At 63.0% G+C, this 20360-nt stretch carries 22 protein-coding genes; 16 read left to right on the top strand and 6 right to left on the bottom strand.

The window, feature by feature from the left end; genetic code table 11:
• Positions 1-31: 31 nt before the first annotated feature.
• Together pdxR and H8S57_RS02085 are read right to left on the bottom strand one after the other, a co-directional pair.
• Entirely contained in the window at positions 32-1432 is a 1401-nt protein-coding gene (gene pdxR / locus H8S57_RS02080) for a MocR-like pyridoxine biosynthesis transcription factor PdxR (RefSeq protein ID WP_186906414.1), read from the bottom strand.
• Positions 1433-1534: 102 nt separating this feature from the next.
• Complete coding sequence (locus H8S57_RS02085; RefSeq protein ID WP_186906415.1) at positions 1535-1711, bottom strand: hypothetical protein; 177 nt, start codon at positions 1709-1711, stop codon at positions 1535-1537.
• A gap of 175 nt (positions 1712-1886) precedes the next feature.
• Here H8S57_RS02085 and H8S57_RS02090 point away from each other — a divergent pair, with 175 nt between their 5' ends.
• From H8S57_RS02090 to H8S57_RS02125, 8 genes are all read left to right on the top strand, one after another.
• Positions 1887-3167 (top strand): dihydroorotase, encoded by a 1281-nt coding sequence (locus H8S57_RS02090; RefSeq protein WP_186906416.1) that lies wholly within the window; start codon positions 1887-1889, stop codon positions 3165-3167.
• Between the two features lie 151 nt (positions 3168-3318).
• Complete coding sequence (gene pyrF / locus H8S57_RS02095) at positions 3319-4242, top strand: orotidine-5'-phosphate decarboxylase (protein ID WP_186906417.1); 924 nt, start codon at positions 3319-3321, stop codon at positions 4240-4242.
• 123 nt (positions 4243-4365) lie between these two features.
• On the top strand, positions 4366-5145 hold the full coding sequence (locus H8S57_RS02100) for a dihydroorotate dehydrogenase electron transfer subunit (protein ID WP_186906418.1): 780 nt from the start codon (positions 4366-4368) through the stop codon (positions 5143-5145).
• Entirely contained in the window at positions 5138-6058 is a 921-nt protein-coding gene (locus tag H8S57_RS02105; protein ID WP_186906419.1) for a dihydroorotate dehydrogenase, read from the top strand. The genes H8S57_RS02100 and H8S57_RS02105 overlap by 8 nt, the downstream gene beginning before the upstream one ends.
• Before the next feature lie 10 nt (positions 6059-6068).
• Positions 6069-6413 carry a DUF6054 family protein gene (locus tag H8S57_RS02110; RefSeq protein WP_186906420.1) on the top strand — a complete coding sequence of 115 codons (345 nt, stop codon included), beginning with the start codon at positions 6069-6071 and terminating at the stop codon, positions 6411-6413.
• 39 nt (positions 6414-6452) lie between these two features.
• Positions 6453-6776, top strand: coding sequence for a DUF6054 family protein (locus H8S57_RS02115; protein ID WP_186906421.1), 324 nt, complete (start codon positions 6453-6455; stop codon positions 6774-6776).
• 32 nt (positions 6777-6808) lie between these two features.
• Complete coding sequence (locus H8S57_RS02120; RefSeq protein WP_186906422.1) at positions 6809-7975, top strand: bifunctional histidine phosphatase family protein/GNAT family N-acetyltransferase; 1167 nt, start codon at positions 6809-6811, stop codon at positions 7973-7975.
• Positions 7950-9944 carry a YgiQ family radical SAM protein gene (locus H8S57_RS02125; protein WP_207723668.1) on the top strand — a complete coding sequence of 665 codons (1995 nt, stop codon included), beginning with the start codon at positions 7950-7952 and terminating at the stop codon, positions 9942-9944. Before H8S57_RS02120 ends, H8S57_RS02125 begins: the two co-directional genes overlap by 26 nt.
• Positions 9945-9985: 41 nt before the next feature.
• Here H8S57_RS02125 and vanT read toward each other — a convergent pair whose 3' ends face one another.
• The 4 genes from vanT to H8S57_RS02145 form a co-directional block, all read right to left on the bottom strand.
• Positions 9986-12115 (bottom strand): serine racemase VanT catalytic subunit, encoded by a 2130-nt coding sequence (gene vanT / locus H8S57_RS02130; RefSeq protein ID WP_186906423.1) that lies wholly within the window; start codon positions 12113-12115, stop codon positions 9986-9988.
• Positions 12112-12867 carry a M15 family metallopeptidase gene (locus tag H8S57_RS02135; RefSeq protein ID WP_186906424.1) on the bottom strand — a complete coding sequence of 252 codons (756 nt, stop codon included), beginning with the start codon at positions 12865-12867 and terminating at the stop codon, positions 12112-12114. Before H8S57_RS02135 ends, vanT begins: the two co-directional genes overlap by 4 nt.
• A complete protein-coding gene (gene vanG, locus H8S57_RS02140) occupies positions 12864-13916 on the bottom strand; it encodes a D-alanine--D-serine ligase VanG (RefSeq protein WP_186906425.1) in 1053 nt (350 codons plus the stop codon). The genes H8S57_RS02135 and vanG overlap by 4 nt, the downstream gene beginning before the upstream one ends.
• A gap of 215 nt (positions 13917-14131) precedes the next feature.
• Positions 14132-14545, bottom strand: a complete 414-nt coding sequence (locus H8S57_RS02145) for a hypothetical protein (protein WP_243204645.1) — start codon at positions 14543-14545, stop codon at positions 14132-14134.
• A 198-nt stretch (positions 14546-14743) separates the two neighbouring features.
• Between H8S57_RS02145 and H8S57_RS02150 the strand changes: the two genes are divergently transcribed.
• The 8 genes from H8S57_RS02150 to H8S57_RS02185 all read left to right on the top strand — a co-directional run bounded on the left by H8S57_RS02150 (position 14744) and on the right by H8S57_RS02185 (position 20323).
• Positions 14744-15127 (top strand): Fur family transcriptional regulator, encoded by a 384-nt coding sequence (locus H8S57_RS02150; RefSeq protein WP_186906427.1) that lies wholly within the window; start codon positions 14744-14746, stop codon positions 15125-15127.
• A gap of 75 nt (positions 15128-15202) precedes the next feature.
• Positions 15203-15736 (top strand): rubrerythrin, encoded by a 534-nt coding sequence (rbr, locus tag H8S57_RS02155; RefSeq protein WP_186906428.1) that lies wholly within the window; start codon positions 15203-15205, stop codon positions 15734-15736.
• Between the two features lie 337 nt (positions 15737-16073).
• Complete coding sequence (gene nusB, locus H8S57_RS02160) at positions 16074-16562, top strand: transcription antitermination factor NusB (protein WP_186906429.1); 489 nt, start codon at positions 16074-16076, stop codon at positions 16560-16562.
• A 1-nt stretch (position 16563) separates the two neighbouring features.
• Positions 16564-17490 carry a tRNA (adenosine(37)-N6)-threonylcarbamoyltransferase complex transferase subunit TsaD gene (locus H8S57_RS02165; RefSeq protein ID WP_186906430.1) on the top strand — a complete coding sequence of 309 codons (927 nt, stop codon included), beginning with the start codon at positions 16564-16566 and terminating at the stop codon, positions 17488-17490.
• Complete coding sequence (xseA, locus tag H8S57_RS02170) at positions 17490-18683, top strand: exodeoxyribonuclease VII large subunit (protein WP_186906431.1); 1194 nt, start codon at positions 17490-17492, stop codon at positions 18681-18683. The genes H8S57_RS02165 and xseA overlap by 1 nt, the downstream gene beginning before the upstream one ends.
• Positions 18684-18724: 41 nt before the next feature.
• Positions 18725-18964 (top strand): exodeoxyribonuclease VII small subunit, encoded by a 240-nt coding sequence (gene xseB, locus H8S57_RS02175; protein ID WP_186906432.1) that lies wholly within the window; start codon positions 18725-18727, stop codon positions 18962-18964.
• On the top strand, positions 18961-19842 hold the full coding sequence (locus H8S57_RS02180) for a polyprenyl synthetase family protein (protein ID WP_186906433.1): 882 nt from the start codon (positions 18961-18963) through the stop codon (positions 19840-19842). The genes xseB and H8S57_RS02180 overlap by 4 nt, the downstream gene beginning before the upstream one ends.
• Positions 19843-19873: 31 nt before the next feature.
• Positions 19874-20323, top strand: coding sequence for a divergent PAP2 family protein (locus H8S57_RS02185; RefSeq protein WP_369807584.1), 450 nt, complete (start codon positions 19874-19876; stop codon positions 20321-20323).
• Positions 20324-20360: the final 37 nt, after the last annotated feature.

Raw genomic sequence — 20360 nt, forward strand, 5'->3', positions numbered from 1 at the left:
AAACGGAGCCGCGCCGCTGTGCAAGGGCACGTTAAAAGCCCCAGGCGGCTTTCAGGCGCAGCAGCGCGCCGGTCATATCCTCCGCCGCGATATGGGTGTAGCCCAGGATCAGCGCAGCCTCCCGCCCAGCGGGAGCAGAGGCCAGATCATAGGCGGAAAGCGGTGAGAGCCCGACGCCGGCTTCGGCGGCCCGGCGCACGAGTTCCGCCTCGTTGCGTCCCTCCAGCCATAGGAGGAGGTGCAGCCCGGCATCCCCGCCGGAAAACCGGCCGATGTCCAGCAGCCCGGTTTCCTTGGCGGCGGCGCGCAGCGCTTCCCGCCGGGCCTTGTAGCGATTGCGGGCGCGGGCAAGGTGCCGCTCAAAATGACCCCGCTGCATAAACAGAGCCAGGGTATCCTGCTCAAAGGAGGGGACCGTGGAGGAGTAGAACCAGAGTTCCCGCCGCCATCGTTCCAGCAGGTGGGGCGGCAGCACCATGTAGCTGATCCGCAGGGAAGGGGCCAGGGTTTTGGCAAAGGTATTCAGGTAGATGACCCTTTCGTTCCGGTCCAGACTCTGGAGCGCGGGAATGGGGCGGCCGGAAAAACGAAACTCACTGTCATAATCGTCCTCCAGGATGTATCGGTCGGAAGCGCCGGCCGCCCAGGATAGAAGGGCGCTGCGCCGGCTCACCGGCATAATGATGCCCAGCGGAAAGTGGTGAGAGGGCGTCACGTGGACGACCCGCACGCCGGAGGAGGCCAGCGTATCCACCCGCAGGCCCTGTTCGTCCAACGGCAGGGGCGTCACCCGCGCCCCATTGCTGGTGAGAATCCGATGGGTCTTGCCATAACCGGGGTTCTCCACGCCATAGAGGCCCTCACGGCCCAGCAGCTGGATCAGAAGGCCGGTCAGATATTCCGACCCGGCCCCCACAACGATCTGCTCCGGATCGGCCCGGATGCCCCGGAAACGGTACAGGTGTTCCGCGATCGCCCGGCGCAGCCCGACGGCGCCCTGCGGATGAGATGCGGAAAGAAGCTCCGCCTCCTGTCCGTTCAGCACCTCGCGCATGAGGCGGGCCCAGGTGGAAAAGGGGAAGAGCGCGGTATCGACCCCGCTGGTGGAAAAGTCGTAGCGAAACCGCTTGCGCGCCCCCTCCTCCGCCGGTATGGAGACGGGCGGCGCAGCCGCTGGAGCGGGGCGGTCCGGAAGCGCTTGGACGAAAAAACCGCGTTTGGGCTCGGAGCGAAGATAGCCCTCGGCCAGCAGCTGCCCATAGGCGCCCTCCACTGTGACGACGCTGATCTTCAAATGGGCGGCCAGGGCCCGTTTGGAGGGCAGCCGTTCTCCGGCGCTCATGCGCCCCGCTTCGATCTCCCCGCGGATGTGCCGGTAAAGCTGCTCATAGAGCGGACGCCGTCCGCCGGGGTCCAGAATGGGCGTGATCATAGGCAAGCCTCCTGAAATGATAGAATTAACCGGGTCAGATTGATTATAAACGCAGCGTCCCGCAAAAGCAAGCGGCGCGGCCAGGCCGCGCCGCTTGCTGGCTTAGAACCCCATCCGGTCCTCCAGCTGGTCTTTCATGCGGTCCATCCGCCGGGCGGCCTTTCGGGCCATGCGGCGCATGTCGTGACCATAGCCGGACCTGGAGGCCACGGCGATGCCGATCGCCGCGCCGGCCACCACGCCAAGGCCCATGCCTTCCAGAAACGCATGTTTCGTCATTATTCCCGATTCCTCCTTTGCTGATGCCCTCTGATATTGTGCCCGGAAATCCAGAAAAATGCGTTGCTAAAATATGCGATTCCATATATAATAAAAACGAGAAATAAGATGTTGCTGCGGTAAGGGGACGGGGGTGGACCTGGACCCTTTTTCCATGTGCGAAAGGAGTGGTCAAGTGAAGCTGCTTATACGCCAAGGACGGCTGGTGGATCCCGTGGGCGGGATCGGCGGCGTGATGGACATTCTGATCGAGGACGGCAAGGTGGCCGTGATCGGGAGCAATATCAACGAGCCGGGGGCGAAGCTCATCGACGCCAGCGGTATGGTGGTGTGCGCGGGCCTGGTAGATATGCACGTCCACCTGCGGGAGCCCGGCTTCGAGTATAAAGAGACGGTGGAGACGGGCGCTCTGGCCGCGGCGCGGGGGGGCTTCTCTTCGATCGCCTGCATGCCCAATACCCGCCCGGCGGTGGACAGCCCGGAGCAGATCGACTTTTTGAAAGGGAAGGCGGCTGCGGCCTGCGGCGTACACGTCTGGCCGATCGGCGCGGTGACCCGCGGGCAGAAGGGACAGGCGCTGACGGATTTTGAGGCGCTGAAGGCCGCGGGTGCGGTGGCGCTGTCGGACGACGGCGTGCCGGTACAGAACGCCAACCTCATGCGGGACGCGCTGATCCTGGCCCACCGGCAGGAGCTGACCGTCCTGTCCCACTGCGAGGACGCGGACATGGTAAAGAATTATGCGGTAAACGAGGGACGGGTATCCCGCCAGCTGCGGCTGGAGGGACGGCCTGCCATCGCGGAGGAGATCATGGTGGCGCGGGACGCCATGCTGGCCGAAGAGACCGGCGGCGCGGTGCATATCTGCCATATCTCCACCGCAAAGTCGGTGGGACTGGTGCGCCGCTATAAACGCAAAGGGGTGCAGATCACCTGTGAGACCTGCCCCCAGTATTTCAGCCTGACCGAGGATGAGATATTGGCGCAGGGTTCTCTGGCACGGGTGAATCCGCCCCTGCGGACCCGCGCGGACGTGGATGCCGTGATCGAAGGGCTGAAGGATGGCACCATCGACGCCATCGCCACCGACCACGCCCCCCACTCCGCCGAGGAGAAGGCACGCCCCCTGACCGAAGCCCCCAGCGGCATGGTGGGGCTGGAGACCGCCCTGGCGGTGACGCTGACCTATCTCTATCATACCGGAGAGCTGGGCCTGTCCGATATCCTGCGGAAGATGACCATCAACCCGGCCTGTATCCTGCGTCTGCCCACCAAGGGCCGCCTGTCCATCGGGGCGGATGGCGACGTGGTGATCTTCGATCCGGAGGAGGAGTGGACGGTAGACCCGGAGCGGTTTGCCTCCAAGGGCCGCAACACCCCGTTTGCCGGAAGGACGCTGAAGGGCAGAGTGAAGTATACCGTCGTGGGCGGCGAGGTCATATACCAGGCGCAATAGAAAACATAGAAAACAGGCGGGAGCGGGGTGCTCCGCCCGGAGCCGCCTTTGACGAAAGCGGAGCGCGAGACAGACTGCCCGGCGCGGTAAACCGTGCCGGGCCAAAGGATGCCGCCGTCGGCGGTGCCGTATCAATCAGGAGGAGAAGGAAATGTCGTTTGACGTACTGCAAGACAAGATCCGGGCGATGAAAAACCCCACTGTGGTCGGGTTGGATCCGAAACCGGAGTATGTGCCCCCCCAGATGAGAAAGGAATGCTACGACCAATACGGGGAGACCCTGGAGGGCGCGGCCGAGGCCATCTACCGGTTCAACTGCGGCCTGATGGATGCGCTGTGCGACATCGTGCCGGCGGTGAAACCCCAGGCCGCTTATTATGAGCGGCTGGGCTGGCGGGGGATGGAGGCGCTGGAGCGCACCATCCGCTATGCCCGGGAAAAGGGCTTTTTCGTCATTGCGGATATCAAGCGGGGCGATATCGGTTCCACTGCCCAGGCCTACAGCGACGGCTGGCTGGGAAAGACGAAGGTGGGCTCTGCCGAGCGGACCGCGTTTGACGCCGACTGCGTCACCATCAACGGTTACATGGGGTCTGACGCCATTCAGCCTTTTATCGAGACCTGCAAGGCGGAGGACAAGTGCCTTTTTGTACTGGTAAAGACCTCCAATCCCAGCTCCGGCGAGCTCCAGGACATGGTGGCGGGGGACCGGGTAGTCTATAAGGTCATGGGCGATCTGACCGAGCGCCTTGGCCGGGGCACTGCGGGCAGACATGGCTTCCACCTCACCGGAGCAGTGGTGGGAGCAACCTATCCCTCCGACCTGCGCGAACTGCGCCGCCGCCTGGAGCACACGTTTTTCCTGGTGCCCGGCTACGGCGCCCAGGGCGGCACCGCGGAGGATGTGCAGTATGCGTTCAACAAGTACGGCCACGGCGCCATCGTCAATTCCTCCCGCGGCATCATGTGCGCCTGGCAGAAAACAGGCCGGGGCGGCTCCGATTATCAGCAGGCCGCCCGGGACGCCGCCGTCGCCATGCGGGACGATATCAAACAGTTCGTAACCATCGTGTAGCGCTGCGGCGGGAATTGGCCGGCGGCCCGGGCGCGGTGCAGAATCGGGATCTCCTGCGGGCCGCAGCCGCCCCGGGATGCGCCGTCCCGCACGGAAAACGAGCAACGAGAGGGAGAAAAGCCTATGCCCATTGAGCAGATTTGTACCATTGTCAGCGCAGAAAAACTGAATGAATTTGCCTGGTCCTTTACCCTGGAGGCGGGGGACCTGGTGAAGCGGGAAGGCCTGCGGGCCGGACAATTCCTCCATGTCAAATGCGGGGCGGAGCATTTGCTCCGCCGCCCCATCTCGGTGTGCCTGGCCCAGGCGGACGAGCCGGTGGATCTGGTGCGCATCGTCTTTGAGGTGCGGGGCGAGGGCACCGCATGGCTCTCCCGCCGAAAAGCGGGAGACCGGCTGAGTGTGCTGGCTCCACTGGGCAACGGCTTTGAATGCGGCGAAAAGGACCGCCTGCTGCTGGTGGGCGGCGGCATCGGCGTGCCGCCGCTGCTGGGACAGGCCGCCTATACCTGGGGGCGTTCCGTTGCCGTGCTGGGCTTTCGCTGCGCGGAGCGGGCGATGCTGGTGGAGGACTTCCGGGAAAAATGCACTCAGGTCGTTTTGTGCAGCGACGACGGAAGTCTGGGGCATCACGGCTTTGTGGATGAGCAGGTGCGGCGGATCCTCGCAAAGGATCAGACGGTTGCGTCTGTCCTGGCCTGTGGACCCAAGCCCATGCTGCGCGCGGTGGCGGCGGCGGCGGCGGAATACGGGGTGCGCTGCCAGGTCTCCCTGGAAGAGCGCATGGCCTGCGGGATCGGGGCCTGCCTGGGCTGCGCGATCCGGATGGCGGATGGGACCATGAAGCATGTATGCAAGGACGGCCCGGTGTTCGAAGCGGAGGAGGTGGATTGGAATGTCTAACCCGGTGGAGCTGTCCGTCGATCTGGCGGGCGTGCATCTCAAAAACCCTGTGGTGGTGGCCTCCGGCACCTTCGGCTTCGGCAAGGAGTACGGCGCCTTTTACGATCTGTCCGAGCTGGGCGGCATCTGCTGCAAAGGACTCACTCCGGCCCGCCGGGAGGGGAATCCGCCCCCCCGCATCGCGGAGACTCCCATGGGTATTCTCAATTCCGTCGGGCTCCAGAATCCCGGCGTAGACGCCTTTATCGCGCAGGAACTGCCGGAGCTGAAGCGCCACGACCTGGCCATTATCGCAAATATCTCCGGCAATACCCCGGAAGACTACGGCGTTATGTGCGAAAAACTCTCGGCGGCAGGGGTGGATATGATCGAGGTGAACATCTCCTGCCCCAACGTAAAGGCGGGCGGCCTGGCCTACGGCACCCGGCCTGAACTGGCCGCGGAGGTCACTGCGATCGCCAAAAAGCACGCATCCGTTCCGGTGATGGTCAAGCTTTCGCCCAACGTCACGGATATTACCGAGATTGCCCGGGCGGTGGAGGGCGCGGGGGCGGACGCGCTGAGCCTCATCAACACCCTGCGGGGCATGCGCATTGATGTGCATACCCGCCGCCCCATTTTAAAAATGAATACCGGCGGCCTGTCGGGACCTGCCGTGCTGCCTGTGGCGGTGCGGATGGTTTGGGAGGTGGCGGGCGCCGTCAAGATCCCGATTTTGGGGATGGGCGGCGTTTCCAGGGGAGCGGATGCGGCCCAGCTGATGCTGGCGGGCGCTGCTGCCGTGGCGGTGGGCACCGCCTGCTTCGACGATCCCTTCGCCCCGCTCAGGGTGCGGGACGAGCTGGCCGCCCTTGCTGCGGGACAGGGGCTTGACAGGGTGTCCGAGCTCACCGGCGGCGTCCGCCCCTGGTAAGGAGAGCCAGATGGAAGGACAGGGCGTCACCTTTACCGTCTCCTGCGCGCTGGAGGAGTGCGCGGAGCGGATCTGCCGCGCCGTTGTGGACGGCAGCGTTACCGGCGAATGCATCGACCGCTACCGGGCCGGCGGCCCCGACGGACGCAGCTGCCTGGCGCTGGTCTTTGAAAAGCACTATTACCGGGCGGGAAACCGCCTGACGTTGACCGCCCTGCTGGACGACCTGAGCGGAGTGACCCGGGTCCATCTGGTAGGCGGCGGCGGGGGAGAGGGGCTGTTTCGGTTCGACTGGGGCGCGGCGGAGGATTTTGCCGCCGTGGCCGCCGAAGCCCTGCGCCCCTACCGGCTGTGACCGGGCAGTGTCCCGGAGCGGCGGAAAGGAAGCGATGGCATGGCGGTCGTTAAGACCCTCTATCCTGCCGGAACGGCGGAGGAATGCGCGCGCTGCATAACCGAAACGATGCTCGGCAAGGGCTTCAGCCAGGGGCGGGAGGCGGACCGCTATACGGTGGAGACCGCAAGCGGCACAATCCTGGTGCTGGTATTTGAAAAGTACTTCCTGTGGCAGCGGGGAAATTTGACCCTGACGGCGGTACTGGACACTGCGGAAGGCGGCGCGGTCCGGGCGCATCTGATCATTGCAGGCGCCAATGAGGGGACCGGCGCGGAGAAAAAGCTGTTGGAATGGCTGGAAAAGGCCCTTCCGGCCGGCTGACGGATACCAAACAAGAGAGTGTGTAATCATTTATGACCCGATTTTATATCATCCGCCATGCAGAGGCGGAAGGAAACCTGTACCGGCGTGTCCACGGCTGGTATGACAGCCTGATCACCGACAACGGTTACCGGCAGATCGCCGCTCTGGCCGGACGCTTCCAGGACGTCCCCATCGACGCGGTGTATTCCAGCGATCTCTTTCGTACCCGTACCACTGCCGGAGCCATTTGGAAGCCCCGGGCTCTGGCGCTACATACCCGCAGCGACCTGCGCGAGATCGGCGTGGGCGCCTGGGAGGACCGGACTTGGGGGGATCTGGAGCGGCACGACGCACAGGAACTGCTCCGCTTCAACCATAGCGTCCCGGAGTTCCGGGTGGAGGGGGCGGAGACCTTCGATCAGGTGCAAACGCGCATGAAACGTGCGCTGCTGGACCTGGCGCGGCTGCATCCGGAACAGACGGTGGCGGTCTTTTCCCATGGCACGGCTATCCGGTGTCTTCAGGGGGCCCTTCGCGGCCTGGGACCGGGGGAAATGGATGCGCTGGGCCACAGCGACAACACCGCCGTCACCTGCTTGGAGGTGGAGGACGGACAAGCCCGTATTCTCTTTGAAAACGACAATTCCCACCTGCCGGAGGAAATCTCCACGCTGGCCCGGCAAAAGTGGTGGAAGGAGCAGGGCGGCCGGGCGGCTGACGCCAATTTGTGGTTTCGCCCGCTGGACATGCAGAACGAGGCGGCGTGGTACCGTGCCGCCCGGCAGGACGCGTGGCTGGATATCCACGGTCCCCGGATTCCCTTTGACGGGGAGGGCTTTGTGAACGACGCCCTGCGCTGCTGGCGGCAGGACCCGGCGCAGGCGGTCGTGTGCGCGATGCGGGGCGATGAGACCGTCGGGGTGCTCCAGCTGGACCTGGAACGGCATGCCGGACAGGATGTAGGTTATATCCCGTTTGTCTACATGACGCCTCAGCACCGCAAACAGGGGCTGGGCGTACAGCTGATTGGTCAGGCGGTGTCCGTATACCGGCCTCTGGGCCGGCGGTATCTGCGTCTGCGCTGTGCGCCGGATAACGCCGTCGCCCAGCGGTTCTATCGGAAATACGGTTTTATCAAAGTGGGCGAGGACAAGGGCGCCCGTATCACTTTAGATCTATTGGAGAAATATATTGGATACGAACCGAATCAAGCGTGACCGCTTTCTGCCGGTCAGCCGGGAGGATCTGGCGGAGCGCGGCTGGGATGAATACGATTTTCTGGTGATCACCGGGGATGCCTATGTGGATCACCCTACCTTTGGCCCGGCCATCATCTCCCGTCTGCTGGAGTCTGAGGGCTACCGGGTAGCCATCCTGGCACAGCCGGACTGGCGAAGGGTATCTGCCTTTACACAGCTGGGGCGGCCACGCTTTGGGGTGTTCCTTTCCAGCGGGAATATCGACTCGATGGTCGCCCACTACACCGTGGCGAAAAAACGCCGTCACGACGACGCCTATTCCCCGGGAAACCGGGCGGGCCTGCGGCCCGACCGGGCTGCCATCGTCTATGCCAATAAGGCGCGGGAGGCATTTGGAGGAGACCTGCCGTTGATTGTGGGCGGGCTGGAGGCCAGCCTGCGCCGCTTTGCGCACTATGATTATTGGGAGGACAAGGTGCGCCGCGCCATTCTTTTCGACAGTCAGGCGGACCTGCTGGTCTACGGTATGGGAGAGACCGCCACAAAGGAGATCGCCGCCCGTCTGGCCTCAGGCACTCCGGTGGAAGAGATCACAGATGTAAAGGGAACTGCCTTTATTGCAAAAAGCCCGGAGGCGTGTGTCTATCCCAAGGTGGAGTGCCCTTCTTTTGAACAGGTGAGCGGCGACAAGCGCGCCTATGCGCAGGCCAACCAGATTCAGTATGAGGAGCACGATCCGATCCGGGGCCGCGCCATCCTCCAGCGCCACGGAGCGCGCCTGCTGGTGGTCAACCCGCCCGCCATGCCGCTGACCACGGCGGAGCTGGACTTTGTGGCGGAGCTGCCCTACGTGCGGGAACCCCACCCCATGTATGACGCGATGGGCGGCGTGCCCGCCATCGAGGAGGTACGCTTTTCGGTGGCCCACAACCGCGGGTGCTTCGGGGCGTGCAACTTCTGCTCCCTGGCCTTCCATCAGGGGCGGATCATTTCCGCCCGCAGCCATGCCAGCGTGCTGCGGGAGGTGGAGGCGCTGACGAAGCACCCCGGCTTCAAGGGCTATATCCACGACGTGGGCGGCCCAACCGCCAATTTCCGCCGTCCGGCCTGCGCCAAGCAGCGCAAGGCGGGGGTGTGTAAGAACCGCGCCTGTCTGGCCCCCACGCCCTGTCCCAATCTGGACGCCGACCACACCGACTATCTGACGCTGCTGCGCCAGGTGCGGGCCGTTCCGGGGGTGAAGAAGGTCTTCATCCGTTCGGGGATCCGGTTTGATTATCTGCTCCAGGACAAGAGCGGAGAATTTTTTGCTGAACTGGTCCAGCATCATGTCTCCGGCCAGCTGAAAGTGGCGCCCGAGCACTGTGTGGACGGGGTGCTGGACTATATGGGCAAGCCCCACATCGCTGTTTATGAGCGCTTCAAGCAAAAATACGACCGTCTGAACCAGCGATACGGCAAGCAGCAGTATCTGGTGCCCTACCTGATGTCTTCCCACCCCGGATGCACGATGGACGACGCGGTGCGTCTGGCGGAATGGCTCAACCGCACCGGACGCCAGCCGGAGCAGGTGCAGGATTTTTACCCCACGCCGGGAACGCTGTCCACCTGTATGTATTATACCGGTATCGACCCCCGCACCATGAAGCCGGTCTATGTGCCGAAGGACCCCCACGAAAAGGCCATGCAGCGAGCGCTGATGCAGTGGAAGCGCCCGGAAAAGCGCGCTTTGGTGCGGGAGGCGCTGCACGCCGCCCACCGGGAGGACCTGATCGGCTATGGCAAGGGGTGTCTGCTGCGCCCCTCCGCTCCGGCCAAGGCGGGCGGGAAACCCGCCGGACATGAGCAAGGCCGCCGCATCCAAGACCAGGGAAGGCCGGATCCAAAGTCGCCGGCAGAAGAGAAGCCCCGCCGGCGCCCCGCCAAAAAGGCGGGTTGGGCGGCGGCAAAGCCCAAGAAAAATGCCAGGCCCAAAGCAAAGCGATAAAAAGCCGCCCCGCCGCAGCTTTGAACTGCGGCGGGGTCTTTTTATGCTTCGCTCCCAACGATGCGGGGCAGCCGCGGGCCCAGACGGGAGAGAAGCTCATTGGTGATGGTGCCCGCCGCCTCAGCTGCTGCTTCGGCGGTGAGCACGGCGTCGCCATCCCGGCCGATGAGCGTGGCGGTATCTCCAGGGCGGACATCGGGGATCTCCGTCACATCCGCCAGAAGCTGATCCATACAGATCAGACCCGCAATCGGGGCCGGCTGGCCGTGGAGCAGTACCCGGCCTCTGCCGCAGGAAAGGGCGCGGGGCCAGCCGTCGGCATAACCGATTGTGATCAGGGCCAACCGGGTCGGGCGGGATGCGGTGAACGCCCCGTCGTATCCGGCGTGCTCGCCCGGCTCCAAAGTGTGGATTTGGGCTACCCGGGCCCGGAGCGCAAGGACCGGGCGCAGGTCGGGGCAGATGCGGGGATGATCCTGGGGAGCGCTGAGCAGACCATACAGCGCGATGCCGGTGCGTACCCAGCCGCAGCCCTCCAGGGGGCCGTAGTTGAGCAGACCATAGCTGCTTTGTATATGGAGCGCTCCGATGGGCAGACCGGCGCCGCTCAGGGTTTCCACCGCGTGCCAGAAGCGGCGTATCTGCGCCTGGGTGCAGGCTTGATCGGAGGGAGAACAGGTCTCACTGGCGGCCAGATGGGTAAACAGCCCCTTTACCTGCAAATGGGAGCAGGCGTAGAGTTCGCGCAGAGAAGCCGCGTCATCCCACCCGGTACCGAGGCGGTGCATCCCGGTGTCTATCTTGATATGAACCCGCAGGCGCTTCCCGCAGCGGTCCAGGAGCCGGGCGTGTTCCGGACTCACCACCGTCTGGGTCAGGCGATAGCGTCGCAGCAGCGGGACCGCCCCGGCACCGGACCAGCCCAGCACCAGAATGTCTCCCCGGACGCCGGCCCGGCGCAGACGGGCTCCTTCTGCGGCGGTGGCCACGGCGAAGGACCGGATGCCGGCCTTTTGACAGATGCGGGCGCATTCCAGGTCGCCGTGTCCGTAGGCGTTGGCCTTCAGCACCGCCGTGAGTGCGCATCCCTCCGGCAGCAGGCCGGACAGAACGTTGACATTGTGCCGCAGGGCGGCGGCGTCCAACTCGATCCAGGCCCGGCCCCGTTCCGGCTCCGGGCGCTTTCGGGGGACCAACGCAAAGGGAGCCGCCAGCAGACCGGAAAGAAAGACCACCGCCAGATAGTGGAGCAGGCGGTTTTCAATGAGCAGCGCGCTCAGGCCAAGCGCCTTGGCCACGCCGCGGACGAGCAGAATGCAGAGCGGATGGAGCAGATACACCGCGGCAGACCAACGGCGCAGTTGGGGACGGGCCGGCAGATCCAGACCGCGCAGCCAGCAGAGCAGAAAGAAAATACAAAGCGGCAGCGAGAGGTAGAGTGCGTCAAAGCGTGCAAGGTGAAATTGCTTTACAAGAAGTCCTTCGGCCAGCAGAAGCCCCAGAGAGAGCAGCAGCCCGGCGGCATACCGGCCATCAGCGCGCCGGTTTCCCCTACCGGCAAGCCAGCCGCCCAACAGTAGAAACAGGGGCGCGAAGAACAGGCCGTTGCGGGTATAGTCAAAGCACTGGAACAGAGCTTCATAAAATGCCTTCAACGGTGGTATCGCATTTGTAAAGGCATAATAGCTGTCACCGAGCAGGCCCAGGACGTAAAGGACAGCACAGACTGCCGCGGCGGTGGCCAAACGAAGCCGCCGGACCAGCAGGCAGACGATGCATCCGCCCAGCAGCACGGCGGGAAAGTACCACAGGTGATAAAAAAGACCGTTGAAACAGGCGTCGCGCAGCAGCTCCAAAGGAAGCCCGGGTTGAGAAAAATAACCGCTGTAGAGGTTAATGGGAGCGTACAGCAAAGCGGAGAGGCCGTAGAGGAGAAGGCCCTTTTTTAAAAAGGGGAGCAGGGCGCTCACGCCCCGAGCCCGCAGCTCCGGCACGAGGAAATATCCGCTGACGGCGAAGAAAAAGGGAACGGCCAGCCGGGCCAGAATATCACAGAGCAGGTAGTTGACGTCGCGGCTCCAGGAGAGCAGCGGCCCTGTGTGTATGGCCACCACCAGAAGCGCCGCGACGGGCCGGAAGCGATCCAGTCCGCCCAATCGGCATTGCTTCATCCTGCGTCCCTCCACAAAGTGAACACCATGCCGCCGGTATTGGTGTCCGAACACTGGCAGGGCATGCCGGAGGAAAGCAGCGCTTCCAGAGCGTCCAGATGTCCGTCCGGTGCGTAACATACCTCGAACGAGCGGCCTGCGGCCCGATAACGCAGAGGAGCGCCCTCTGCCGGAAACGTCCGCAGCCATGCCAGATATTCTTCCAGCACCAGATTCCGCTCCGTCATGATCCGGGCATGGGGCCAGCCCACATAGCGGAAATGCCAGGGCTCCCAGCCGATCCCGGTGATCGCTTCCTTTCCCTTTGGGTAACGGAGCACGAAGCCGTAATCCGCCGCCTTTTCCCGCAGAGCACGGCAGGGGCCCGAGTCGGGGAAGCAGGGGCATATGAAATCCAGATCAGGCACATTCTCGCCCAGATCCACGGCCAGACCGGTCTGGTGTTCACTGCACCCCGGCGCGGCCACATAGGTCCGTGTGAACCGGAGCCCCCGTTCCCGTACCGTATCGTCCCAGATCTGCCGCTGCTCCCGCTGGGAGCGGTAACCGCTCACCGGAATCACGCTTCCCTTTGCCCCGGCGGCCTGCAGCAGTTCATCCAACATGACCTTGGCGCGGCGGTGAAGCAGAATGTCCGGATGCCGGCGATCCACCGCCGTCAGTTCTTCGGACTCCGGCGCCCGGAGAAGCGGGTGCTCCCGGTTGACCAGCAGAAGCGTCCCGGCGGCAGGCCACGGAGGAGCAGATTTCATGCGCCCACCGCCAATTCGATCGCACGGTCCAGAAGCGCCCCGAATTCCAGGCCGATGCCGTGCATCATGTTGGGGTAACGGCTGTGACTGGTGAAGCCGGGGATGGTATTGACTTCATTGAATACCACACGGCCCTCCGGCGTTAAAAACAGGTCCACGCGGGCAAAGCCCGAGCAGTTCAGCGCCCAGTAGACCTTACAGGCCGCCGCCTTGACGGACTCCGCCTTTTCCCGGGAAATCCGGGCGGGCATATGGATCCGAGCGGTCATCAGGTTGTATTTTTCCGTGTAGTCAAAAAATCCCTGCGTCAGCTCGATTTCGTCCACTTCGCCTACGGTCAGCCCCAGATTGCCCAACACAGCGCAGCCCACCTCAAAGCCGGACACCGCTTCCTCTAAAAGGATCTTGCTGTCATGCTCCAGCGCGGCGGTCACCGCCGCGTCCAGCGCGTCGGGGCGCTCCACCCGGCTGACGCCGAAGGAGGAGCCCGCCCGGGCAGGCTTGACGAACAGCGGATAGCCCAGTCGTGCAGCCTGGGACGGCAGCATGGCTCGATCCTCGCCGGCGCGGAACACCACCGAACGCGGCACAGCCACGCCGGACTGGCCGGCCAGGCGATGGGCCAGGTCTTTATCCATACAGATCGCGCTGGCACATGTTCCGCATCCGACTATCGGGATTCCGGCAAGCTCCAGCAGACCCTGTACGGTTCCGTCCTCGCCGTTTTTTCCATGGAGCACTGGAAAGGCCGCATCCAGGCGGACGGCGGTTATTCCGGCGGGGGCGATCACCAGCAGACCATGCAGGCCGCGGTCCGGAGAGATGACAGCCGGGATGGTGCGGCGTGTGTCTTGGTGCCAGGTATCGTCCAGCAGAGCTTCCAACGGGCCGGTATACAGCAGCCATCGGCCCTCCCGGGTGATCCCCAGCAGTACCGGTTCATATTTTTCCGGGTCCAGGTGGGAGAGCACCGCGTGAGCGGATTGAAGCGAAACGGAGTATTCGCTGGAGCAGCCGCCGAACAGAACGGCCAACTTTCGTCGGGACATAACCATACCTCCCTGTTTTGTTTGTCCAAAGCATAACAAAAAAGGGACCTGGAGATATGAAAACAAGCCGTCCAAAGACTTAAGAAATCAGAACGCGATTCTTAAAAAAGACAAACATCCCGCAGCATAGAATCCTATGCTGCGGGCGCGACCGCTTTTTCGCCGCTTCAAACAGACTGCGGCATGGAAAACCCATGCCGCAGTCTGTCCTTTGGTCAGTGCAAGGCGTCTTTTACTCCGGTGCCGATGTCACGGGCGGCATTGCCGACTCCATTGACGATATCACCGGCGGCATTGCCGACTCCGCCGACGATATCGCCGGCCGCATTGCCGATATCACGGCCGGTTCCGGTACGCGGAGTGGGGCGGATGGTGGTGCCGGCCGCGCCTCCGGTCCCTGTGGTGCCGGGAGTACCGGTGGCGTCCGCGCCATTGGTCGACTCATTGCCAATGATGCCGTCGCTATCATTAACGGCGCCGTCATTGCTCCCTGGGGTCGTGACCGGACTCGTACTGGGCGTAGCGGTAGCGGCCGGTGTCGTGGGGGTCGGGGTCACATTGGGCGCCTTGTCCCGGGTACAGCCGGCCGTAGTGAGCGTCAGAGCCAGCCCCAGGCACAGAATTGTCAAAATCCGTTTCATTCCGTATCCTCCTGCTGATTACGCAGTTTTTTAGATGATCTCCATCCGCAGTTTAGTATGCACGGCGCCAGTCGCTTTACGCCCGGTAAAATTTTTGTTTTTTTATAAATTGCGCTTGCAAAAGGTGGGAAGAACTGTTATATTAATAACAGTAATAGTTACTGATCTTGAAAGAGGAGATGAGCAATGAAGGGCAAACGATACTCACGGCAGCGGGAGTTGATTTTTGAGGCATTGAAAGCCAGCCATGAACATCCGACGGCGGAGATGATGTATCAATGGCTCAAGCCGGAGAATCCAAATCTGAGTCTGGGGACGGTCTATCGCAATTTGAATCTGCTGGCAGACGAGGGCGCCATCGTGCGCATGGCGTTTCCGGTGGAGCGGTATGATGCCAATACCATGCCTCATCCCCATTTCAGGTGTTCCGCCTGCGGCGCGGTATATGATTTGGGCCTGCCCTATGACCGGGGACTGGATGAACAGGCGCTTTTGCACAGCGGCCACGACGTGCATGGTCATGAGGTCCTTTTTCATGGGATCTGTGTCGGCTGCAAGCGGGTGCATTGACTTATTTTCCTCAATTGATCGCGAACCAAAAACAGCGGACCGAACAAAAATATAGTAGAAGGAGTGTCATGAAGTATGGAACTGAAGGGCAGCAAAACGGAAGCCAATCTCTGGAAAGCTTTTGCGGGGGAGAGTATGGCCCGCAATAAGTATGACTATTTTGCCAGCAAGGCCAAGAAAGAGGGCTACGAGCAGATTGCGGCTATTTTTCAGGAGACTGCGGGCAATGAAAAGGAGCACGCCAAACTCTGGTTCAAGGAGCTGGGCGGGATCGGCGATACCCCGGCGAATCTGAAGGCTGCCGCTGCGGGCGAAAAGGAAGAATGGACCCAGATGTACCGGGAGATGGCCGAGACTGCCAAAGAGGAGGGCTTTGAAAAACTTGCCTTCCTGTTCGAAGGCGTCGGAAAGATCGAAAAGGAGCACGAGGAGCGTTACCTGACCCTGCTGAAGAATCTGGAAGAAGGCGTGGTCTTCAAGCGCGGCGACGAGTACATGTGGAAGTGCCGCAACTGCGGTCATATCCACATTGGCAAAGAGGCGCCCGAGGTTTGCCCGGTGTGCGCGCATCCCCGCGCTTATTTTGAGCTGCGGGCCCAAAATTACTGAGAAAGTTCCGCCCGGACCCCGGCGCTGAGGCGCGGGCAGATCTGTGACGCGCCTGCAGGCGCAGGAAAAGACGAGACGGATCGGGCGGCGATCGCGTGTAAGCGCTCAAGCCCGGACCGGCATACATCCCTCTCTGCTGCAAAAGGCCTTCGGCCTGTCTCGAGCGACGGAACGGCATGGCATAACGCCATGCCGTTTTTCCGGCTTTAAACGCATGCGGATCATGTTTTGGCCGCACATTTTTGTCGCATGCTGTAAATTGCTCTTTTCTTTTTATGCATAACTGGTGTATAATATAATTATCTATGTGTATTATTGATTGCCTGGAGGAATCCGAATGACCAGAACTGCCGCCCGAGAGATCGCCGTCCACTTCACGTTTGAATTGGGCTTTACCGGACAGACTGCCGAAGCGCTGCTGGCGCAGGCTATGAATCGTACCACCTTCGCCTCCATCGGGGAGGAGGAGCCCCTTTACAGCGAGTACCCCAACGAGACCCAGCGCGCCTATATCAGCGCGCTGGTGAAGGGGGTGTATGAACACGCGCCGGAATTGGATGAGTATATCTCCCGTTACGCGATCGGCTGGAATTTTGCGCGGCTCAACCGGGTGGCGGTGGCGATCATGCGGGTCGCCATGTATGAGATCCTGTATATGCAGGACATCCCCAATGCCGCCGCGATCAATGAGGCGGTGGAACTGACCAAGCACTACGAGGAACCGGAGGTGGTCTCCTTCGTAAACGGTATCCTGGGCTCCTTTGTGCGCAGCGAGTGCCCGCCGGATCCGGTGGGGCTTCCCACCACGCCCAAGGATGCGCCCTGACATGCGCGCGCTTGGGATCGATACCAGCAACTACACCACTTCCGCCGCTGTTTTTGACGGAACGGCGGGAAGGAACGCCGGACGGCTGCTGGACGTGCGGCCCGGCGAACTGGGGCTGCGTCAGTCCGACGCCCTTTTTCAGCATGTCAAGCATCTGCCCGACCGCTTCGCCGAGCTGGAGGCGGAGGGCTGGCTGGAGGGGATCTCTGTGGTAGGGGCCTCTACCCGCCCCAGGGCGGTGGAGGGCTCCTATATGCCCTGCTTTTTGGCGGGGGAGAACCAAGGGCGCGTACTGGCCGGGGTTTTGCACGTCCCGTTCTGTCCCGTCTCCCACCAGCAGGGTCATATTGCAGCCGCAGCCTGGTCGGCGGGACGGCCGGAGCTGCTGGATGCGCCCCTGCTGGCCTGGCATCTGTCCGGCGGCACGACCGAGCTTTTGTATGTGCATCCACAGGGAACCAACGTCTGCGCGGCGCGCATCGGCGGCACCAGCGATCTCTCCGCCGGACAGCTGATCGACCGTACCGGCCTGCTGCTGGGCCTGGATTTCCCGGCGGGGAAGGCGTTGGATGCCCTGGCGGCGGAGGCTCCGCCCTGCCGCGGCTTTCCCGTCCGGCGCAACGATCTGACCTTTTCCCTTTCCGGAATGGAAAATCAGGTGAAACAGTTGGCGGCGCGGGGGGAGGCGGCGGGCCGGATCGCACGCTTCGTGCTGGAGACGCTGGCGGACGTTGTGCGCCGGTGTACCGATGCCGCGCTGGAGCGGTATCCCGGCCTGCCGGTGCTCTGCTCCGGCGGTGTATCCTCCAACCGTCTGCTGCGCAGCGTGTTGGACGGCGCGGTCTTCGCCCGTCCGGAATATTCTGCCGACAACGCCATGGGCGTGGCCATCCTGGCCCGGCGGAGCCTGGAAGGGGGGCGCGCTTGATGAGCACGGCGCCTGTTTACAGCGTTACCCAGGTCAATCAATATATCAAGGGCCTGCTGGACGGCGACAGCGCCCTGTCCGGCCTTTTCGTACGGGGCGAGATCTCCAATTATAAGGCCTATCCCTCCGGTCACCACTATTTTTCCCTGAAGGATGGGGAGGGGGCCATCCGCTGCGTCATGTTCCGGCGCGAAGCCATGTCGCTGCGCTTTCGCCCGGAAAACGGCAAAAAGGTGGTTGCCTTCGGCCGGGTCACCGTGTTTCCCAGGGACGGCCAGTATCAGCTTTATTGCAGCGCCCTCTCCCCGGATGGGATGGGCGATCTGCATGCGGCCTTCGAACAGCTCAAGGAAAAGCTTTATCAGGAGGGGCTGTTTGACCAGGCTCATAAAAAAAAGATTCCCCGGTTTCCGGAGCGTATCGCCCTCATCACCTCCTCCGCCGGTGCGGCGGTGCGGGATATGATCCGCATCCTGGGCGCCCGCTGGCCCATGGCGGAGGTGCTGGTACTGCCGGTGCGGGTGCAGGGGGCGGAGGCCCCTGGGGAACTTTGCGCCGCCATTGCCTGGGCCAACCGCCATCAGGCGGCGGATTTAATCATTACCGGCCGGGGCGGCGGCTCCATGGAGGATCTGTGGGCCTTCAACGACGAGAACGTGGCCCGCGCCATCTACGCCTCCCGTATTCCCGTGATCTCCGCCGTGGGCCATGAGCCGGACGTGACCATTTCCGACTTTGTGGCCGACTTGCGGGCGGCCACCCCCTCCAACGCGGCCGAGCTGGCCGTCCCCGACCAGAACGAGCAGTATGCCGCGCTGGATCAGCTGTCCCGGCGGCTGGGCCGCGCTGTGTCCCGGCGGCTGGATGGGGCGCGCTTCCTGCTGGAGCGGGCCCGGCGCTGCCGTACGCTTCAGGACCCCATGAGTTATGTGGATGACCGGCGCGTCCTGTTGGATTATCAGCGGGAAAAGCTGGCCCATGGGCTGCGGGGCACGTTGGGCCGGGAACGGGAACGCTTTGCGCGGCGGGCAGCCACACTGGACGCCATCAGTCCGCTGAAGGTCCTGGGCCGGGGCTATGCGATCCCCAGGAACGAAGACGGGCATGTCGTCCGCTCCATCCGGGAAGCACATCCCGGCGACAAGCTGGAACTGCGCATGGCGGACGGCAGCATCGATTGCAAGGTTCTGTAGGGGCGGGCGTTTCCCGCGCCGCTGGGAAAGGGAGAGATCATATGGCAGAGAAAAAGCTGAATTTTGAGCAGGCCATGGCCCGCCTGGAGGAAATTGTGACCAGGCTGGAACAGGGGGACGCCACGCTGGAAGAGGCCCTCACGCTGTTTGAGGAGGGAACCGCTCTGATGAAGAAATGCTCCGGCATGCTGGACAAGGCGGAGCAGAAGGTCAGCAAGCTGCTGGCCGGGCCTGACGGCGGCCCGGTCAAGCAGCCCTTTGACGGGGAGGGACGGGAATGACCCATCAGCAGCGGCTGGACGGACACCGGGCACAGATCGAAACCTGGCTGAACGAGTGCTTTCAGGAGCGGGAACCAAGGGGCGATCTGTACGACGCGATGTATTACAGCCTTTTGGCGGGGGGCAAACGGATCCGGCCTGTGCTGGTGCTGGAGACCTGCCGGATGTGCGGCGGCGACCCGGCGGCCGCGCTGCCTTTTGCGGGCGCCGTCGAGATGATCCACACCTACTCTCTGATCCATGACGATCTGCCCTGCATGGACGATGACGATCTGCGCCGGGGCCGTCCCACCAACCATAAGGTATACGGCGAGGCCACGGCGGTGCTGGCGGGCGACGGCTTGCTCACGGCTGCTTTTGAGACCATGCTGGAGCTGCCGCCGGAGCTGCCGCCGGAGCGTGCGCTCGCGGCGGCAGGCCTACTGGCCCGTGCGGCCGGCGGCAGAGGCATGGTGGGCGGGCAGGTGCTGGATATGGCGGGGGAGGGACACTCGCTCAGCCTGGCCGAGGTAGAAGAACTGCAGCGGCTCAAGACCGGCGCGCTCATTGCCGCGGCGGCGGAAATGGGCTGTATCGTGGCCGGCGGCACACAGGAGCAGCGTCAGGCCGTGCGGCATTATGCGGAGCGTCTGGGTCTGGCCTTCCAGGTCCGGGACGATATTCTGGATGTAGTGGGAGACGAGGCTACCCTCGGAAAGCCCATCGGTTCCGACGCCAGAAGTGAAAAAACGACGTTTGTGACCCTCAAGGGCCTGGATGCCTGCCGGACGCTGGTAAAGCGCCTGACCGGCGAGGCGATAGAGGCTCTTGCCCCCTTCGGCGGCGAGGGCGGCGCCCTGTGCTGGCTGGCGGAACAGCTGGCCGGACGGGAGAAATGAGGGAAGGGGCAGTCGGATGTTAAAAAACGCAGTGGACTTTTTAACCGGCAATCTGATTTTGAATCTGGCGATTTTGGCCTGGGCGCTGGCGCAGGTGATCAAGTTTGTGATTACTCTGATCACTAAGCATAAGCTTGATTTTCGCAATATCCTCTCCAGCGGCGGCATGCCCAGCTCCCATTCCGCCTTTGTATGCGCCTGCGCTTCAGCGATGGGCGCTATGTATGGCTGGACGTCTCCCACCTTTACGCTGGCGGCGGTGGTGGCCATCGTGGTCATGTACGATGCGGCCAACGTACGCAAGGCGGCGGGGGAACAGGCCAAAATTCTCAATTATATTATGGAACACTGGACGGAGATGAAGCCCGCCCTCTTTGGCAAGGAGCTTAAGGAGCTGCTCGGCCATACCCCGTTCCAGGTGCTCATGGGCGGCCTGCTGGGGATCGGCGTGGGGCTGCTGGGCGCCTGGTGGTTTGCATGAAACAGGCCAAGGAAGGCCTGGAGGTGATACCATTCTT

Source organism: Lawsonibacter hominis (assembly GCF_014287895.1).
Lineage (GTDB): Bacteria > Bacillota > Clostridia > Oscillospirales > Oscillospiraceae > Lawsonibacter_A > Lawsonibacter_A hominis.

What these genes read in the sequence shown, in the direction of transcription:
- H8S57_RS02135 (WP_186906424.1), bottom strand. Translation starts at nt 12,867, where the DNA reads ATGAAATCTGCTCCTCCGTGGCCTGCCGCCGGGACGCTTCTGCTGGTC.
- H8S57_RS02115 (WP_186906421.1), top strand. Translation starts at nt 6,453, where the DNA reads ATGGCGGTCGTTAAGACCCTCTATCCTGCCGGAACGGCGGAGGAATGC.
- pdxR (WP_186906414.1), bottom strand. Translation starts at nt 1,432, where the DNA reads ATGATCACGCCCATTCTGGACCCCGGCGGACGGCGTCCGCTCTATGAG.
- rbr (WP_186906428.1), top strand. Translation starts at nt 15,203, where the DNA reads ATGGAACTGAAGGGCAGCAAAACGGAAGCCAATCTCTGGAAAGCTTTT.
- H8S57_RS02180 (WP_186906433.1), top strand. Translation starts at nt 18,961, where the DNA reads ATGACCCATCAGCAGCGGCTGGACGGACACCGGGCACAGATCGAAACC.
- vanT (WP_186906423.1), bottom strand. Translation starts at nt 12,115, where the DNA reads ATGAAGCAATGCCGATTGGGCGGACTGGATCGCTTCCGGCCCGTCGCG.
- H8S57_RS02150 (WP_186906427.1), top strand. Translation starts at nt 14,744, where the DNA reads ATGAAGGGCAAACGATACTCACGGCAGCGGGAGTTGATTTTTGAGGCA.
- H8S57_RS02105 (WP_186906419.1), top strand. Translation starts at nt 5,138, where the DNA reads ATGTCTAACCCGGTGGAGCTGTCCGTCGATCTGGCGGGCGTGCATCTC.
- H8S57_RS02110 (WP_186906420.1), top strand. Translation starts at nt 6,069, where the DNA reads ATGGAAGGACAGGGCGTCACCTTTACCGTCTCCTGCGCGCTGGAGGAG.
- xseB (WP_186906432.1), top strand. Translation starts at nt 18,725, where the DNA reads ATGGCAGAGAAAAAGCTGAATTTTGAGCAGGCCATGGCCCGCCTGGAG.
- H8S57_RS02085 (WP_186906415.1), bottom strand. Translation starts at nt 1,711, where the DNA reads ATGACGAAACATGCGTTTCTGGAAGGCATGGGCCTTGGCGTGGTGGCC.
- H8S57_RS02120 (WP_186906422.1), top strand. Translation starts at nt 6,809, where the DNA reads ATGACCCGATTTTATATCATCCGCCATGCAGAGGCGGAAGGAAACCTG.
- H8S57_RS02165 (WP_186906430.1), top strand. Translation starts at nt 16,564, where the DNA reads ATGCGCGCGCTTGGGATCGATACCAGCAACTACACCACTTCCGCCGCT.
- nusB (WP_186906429.1), top strand. Translation starts at nt 16,074, where the DNA reads ATGACCAGAACTGCCGCCCGAGAGATCGCCGTCCACTTCACGTTTGAA.
- vanG (WP_186906425.1), bottom strand. Translation starts at nt 13,916, where the DNA reads ATGTCCCGACGAAAGTTGGCCGTTCTGTTCGGCGGCTGCTCCAGCGAA.
- H8S57_RS02100 (WP_186906418.1), top strand. Translation starts at nt 4,366, where the DNA reads ATGCCCATTGAGCAGATTTGTACCATTGTCAGCGCAGAAAAACTGAAT.
- pyrF (WP_186906417.1), top strand. Translation starts at nt 3,319, where the DNA reads ATGTCGTTTGACGTACTGCAAGACAAGATCCGGGCGATGAAAAACCCC.
- xseA (WP_186906431.1), top strand. Translation starts at nt 17,490, where the DNA reads ATGAGCACGGCGCCTGTTTACAGCGTTACCCAGGTCAATCAATATATC.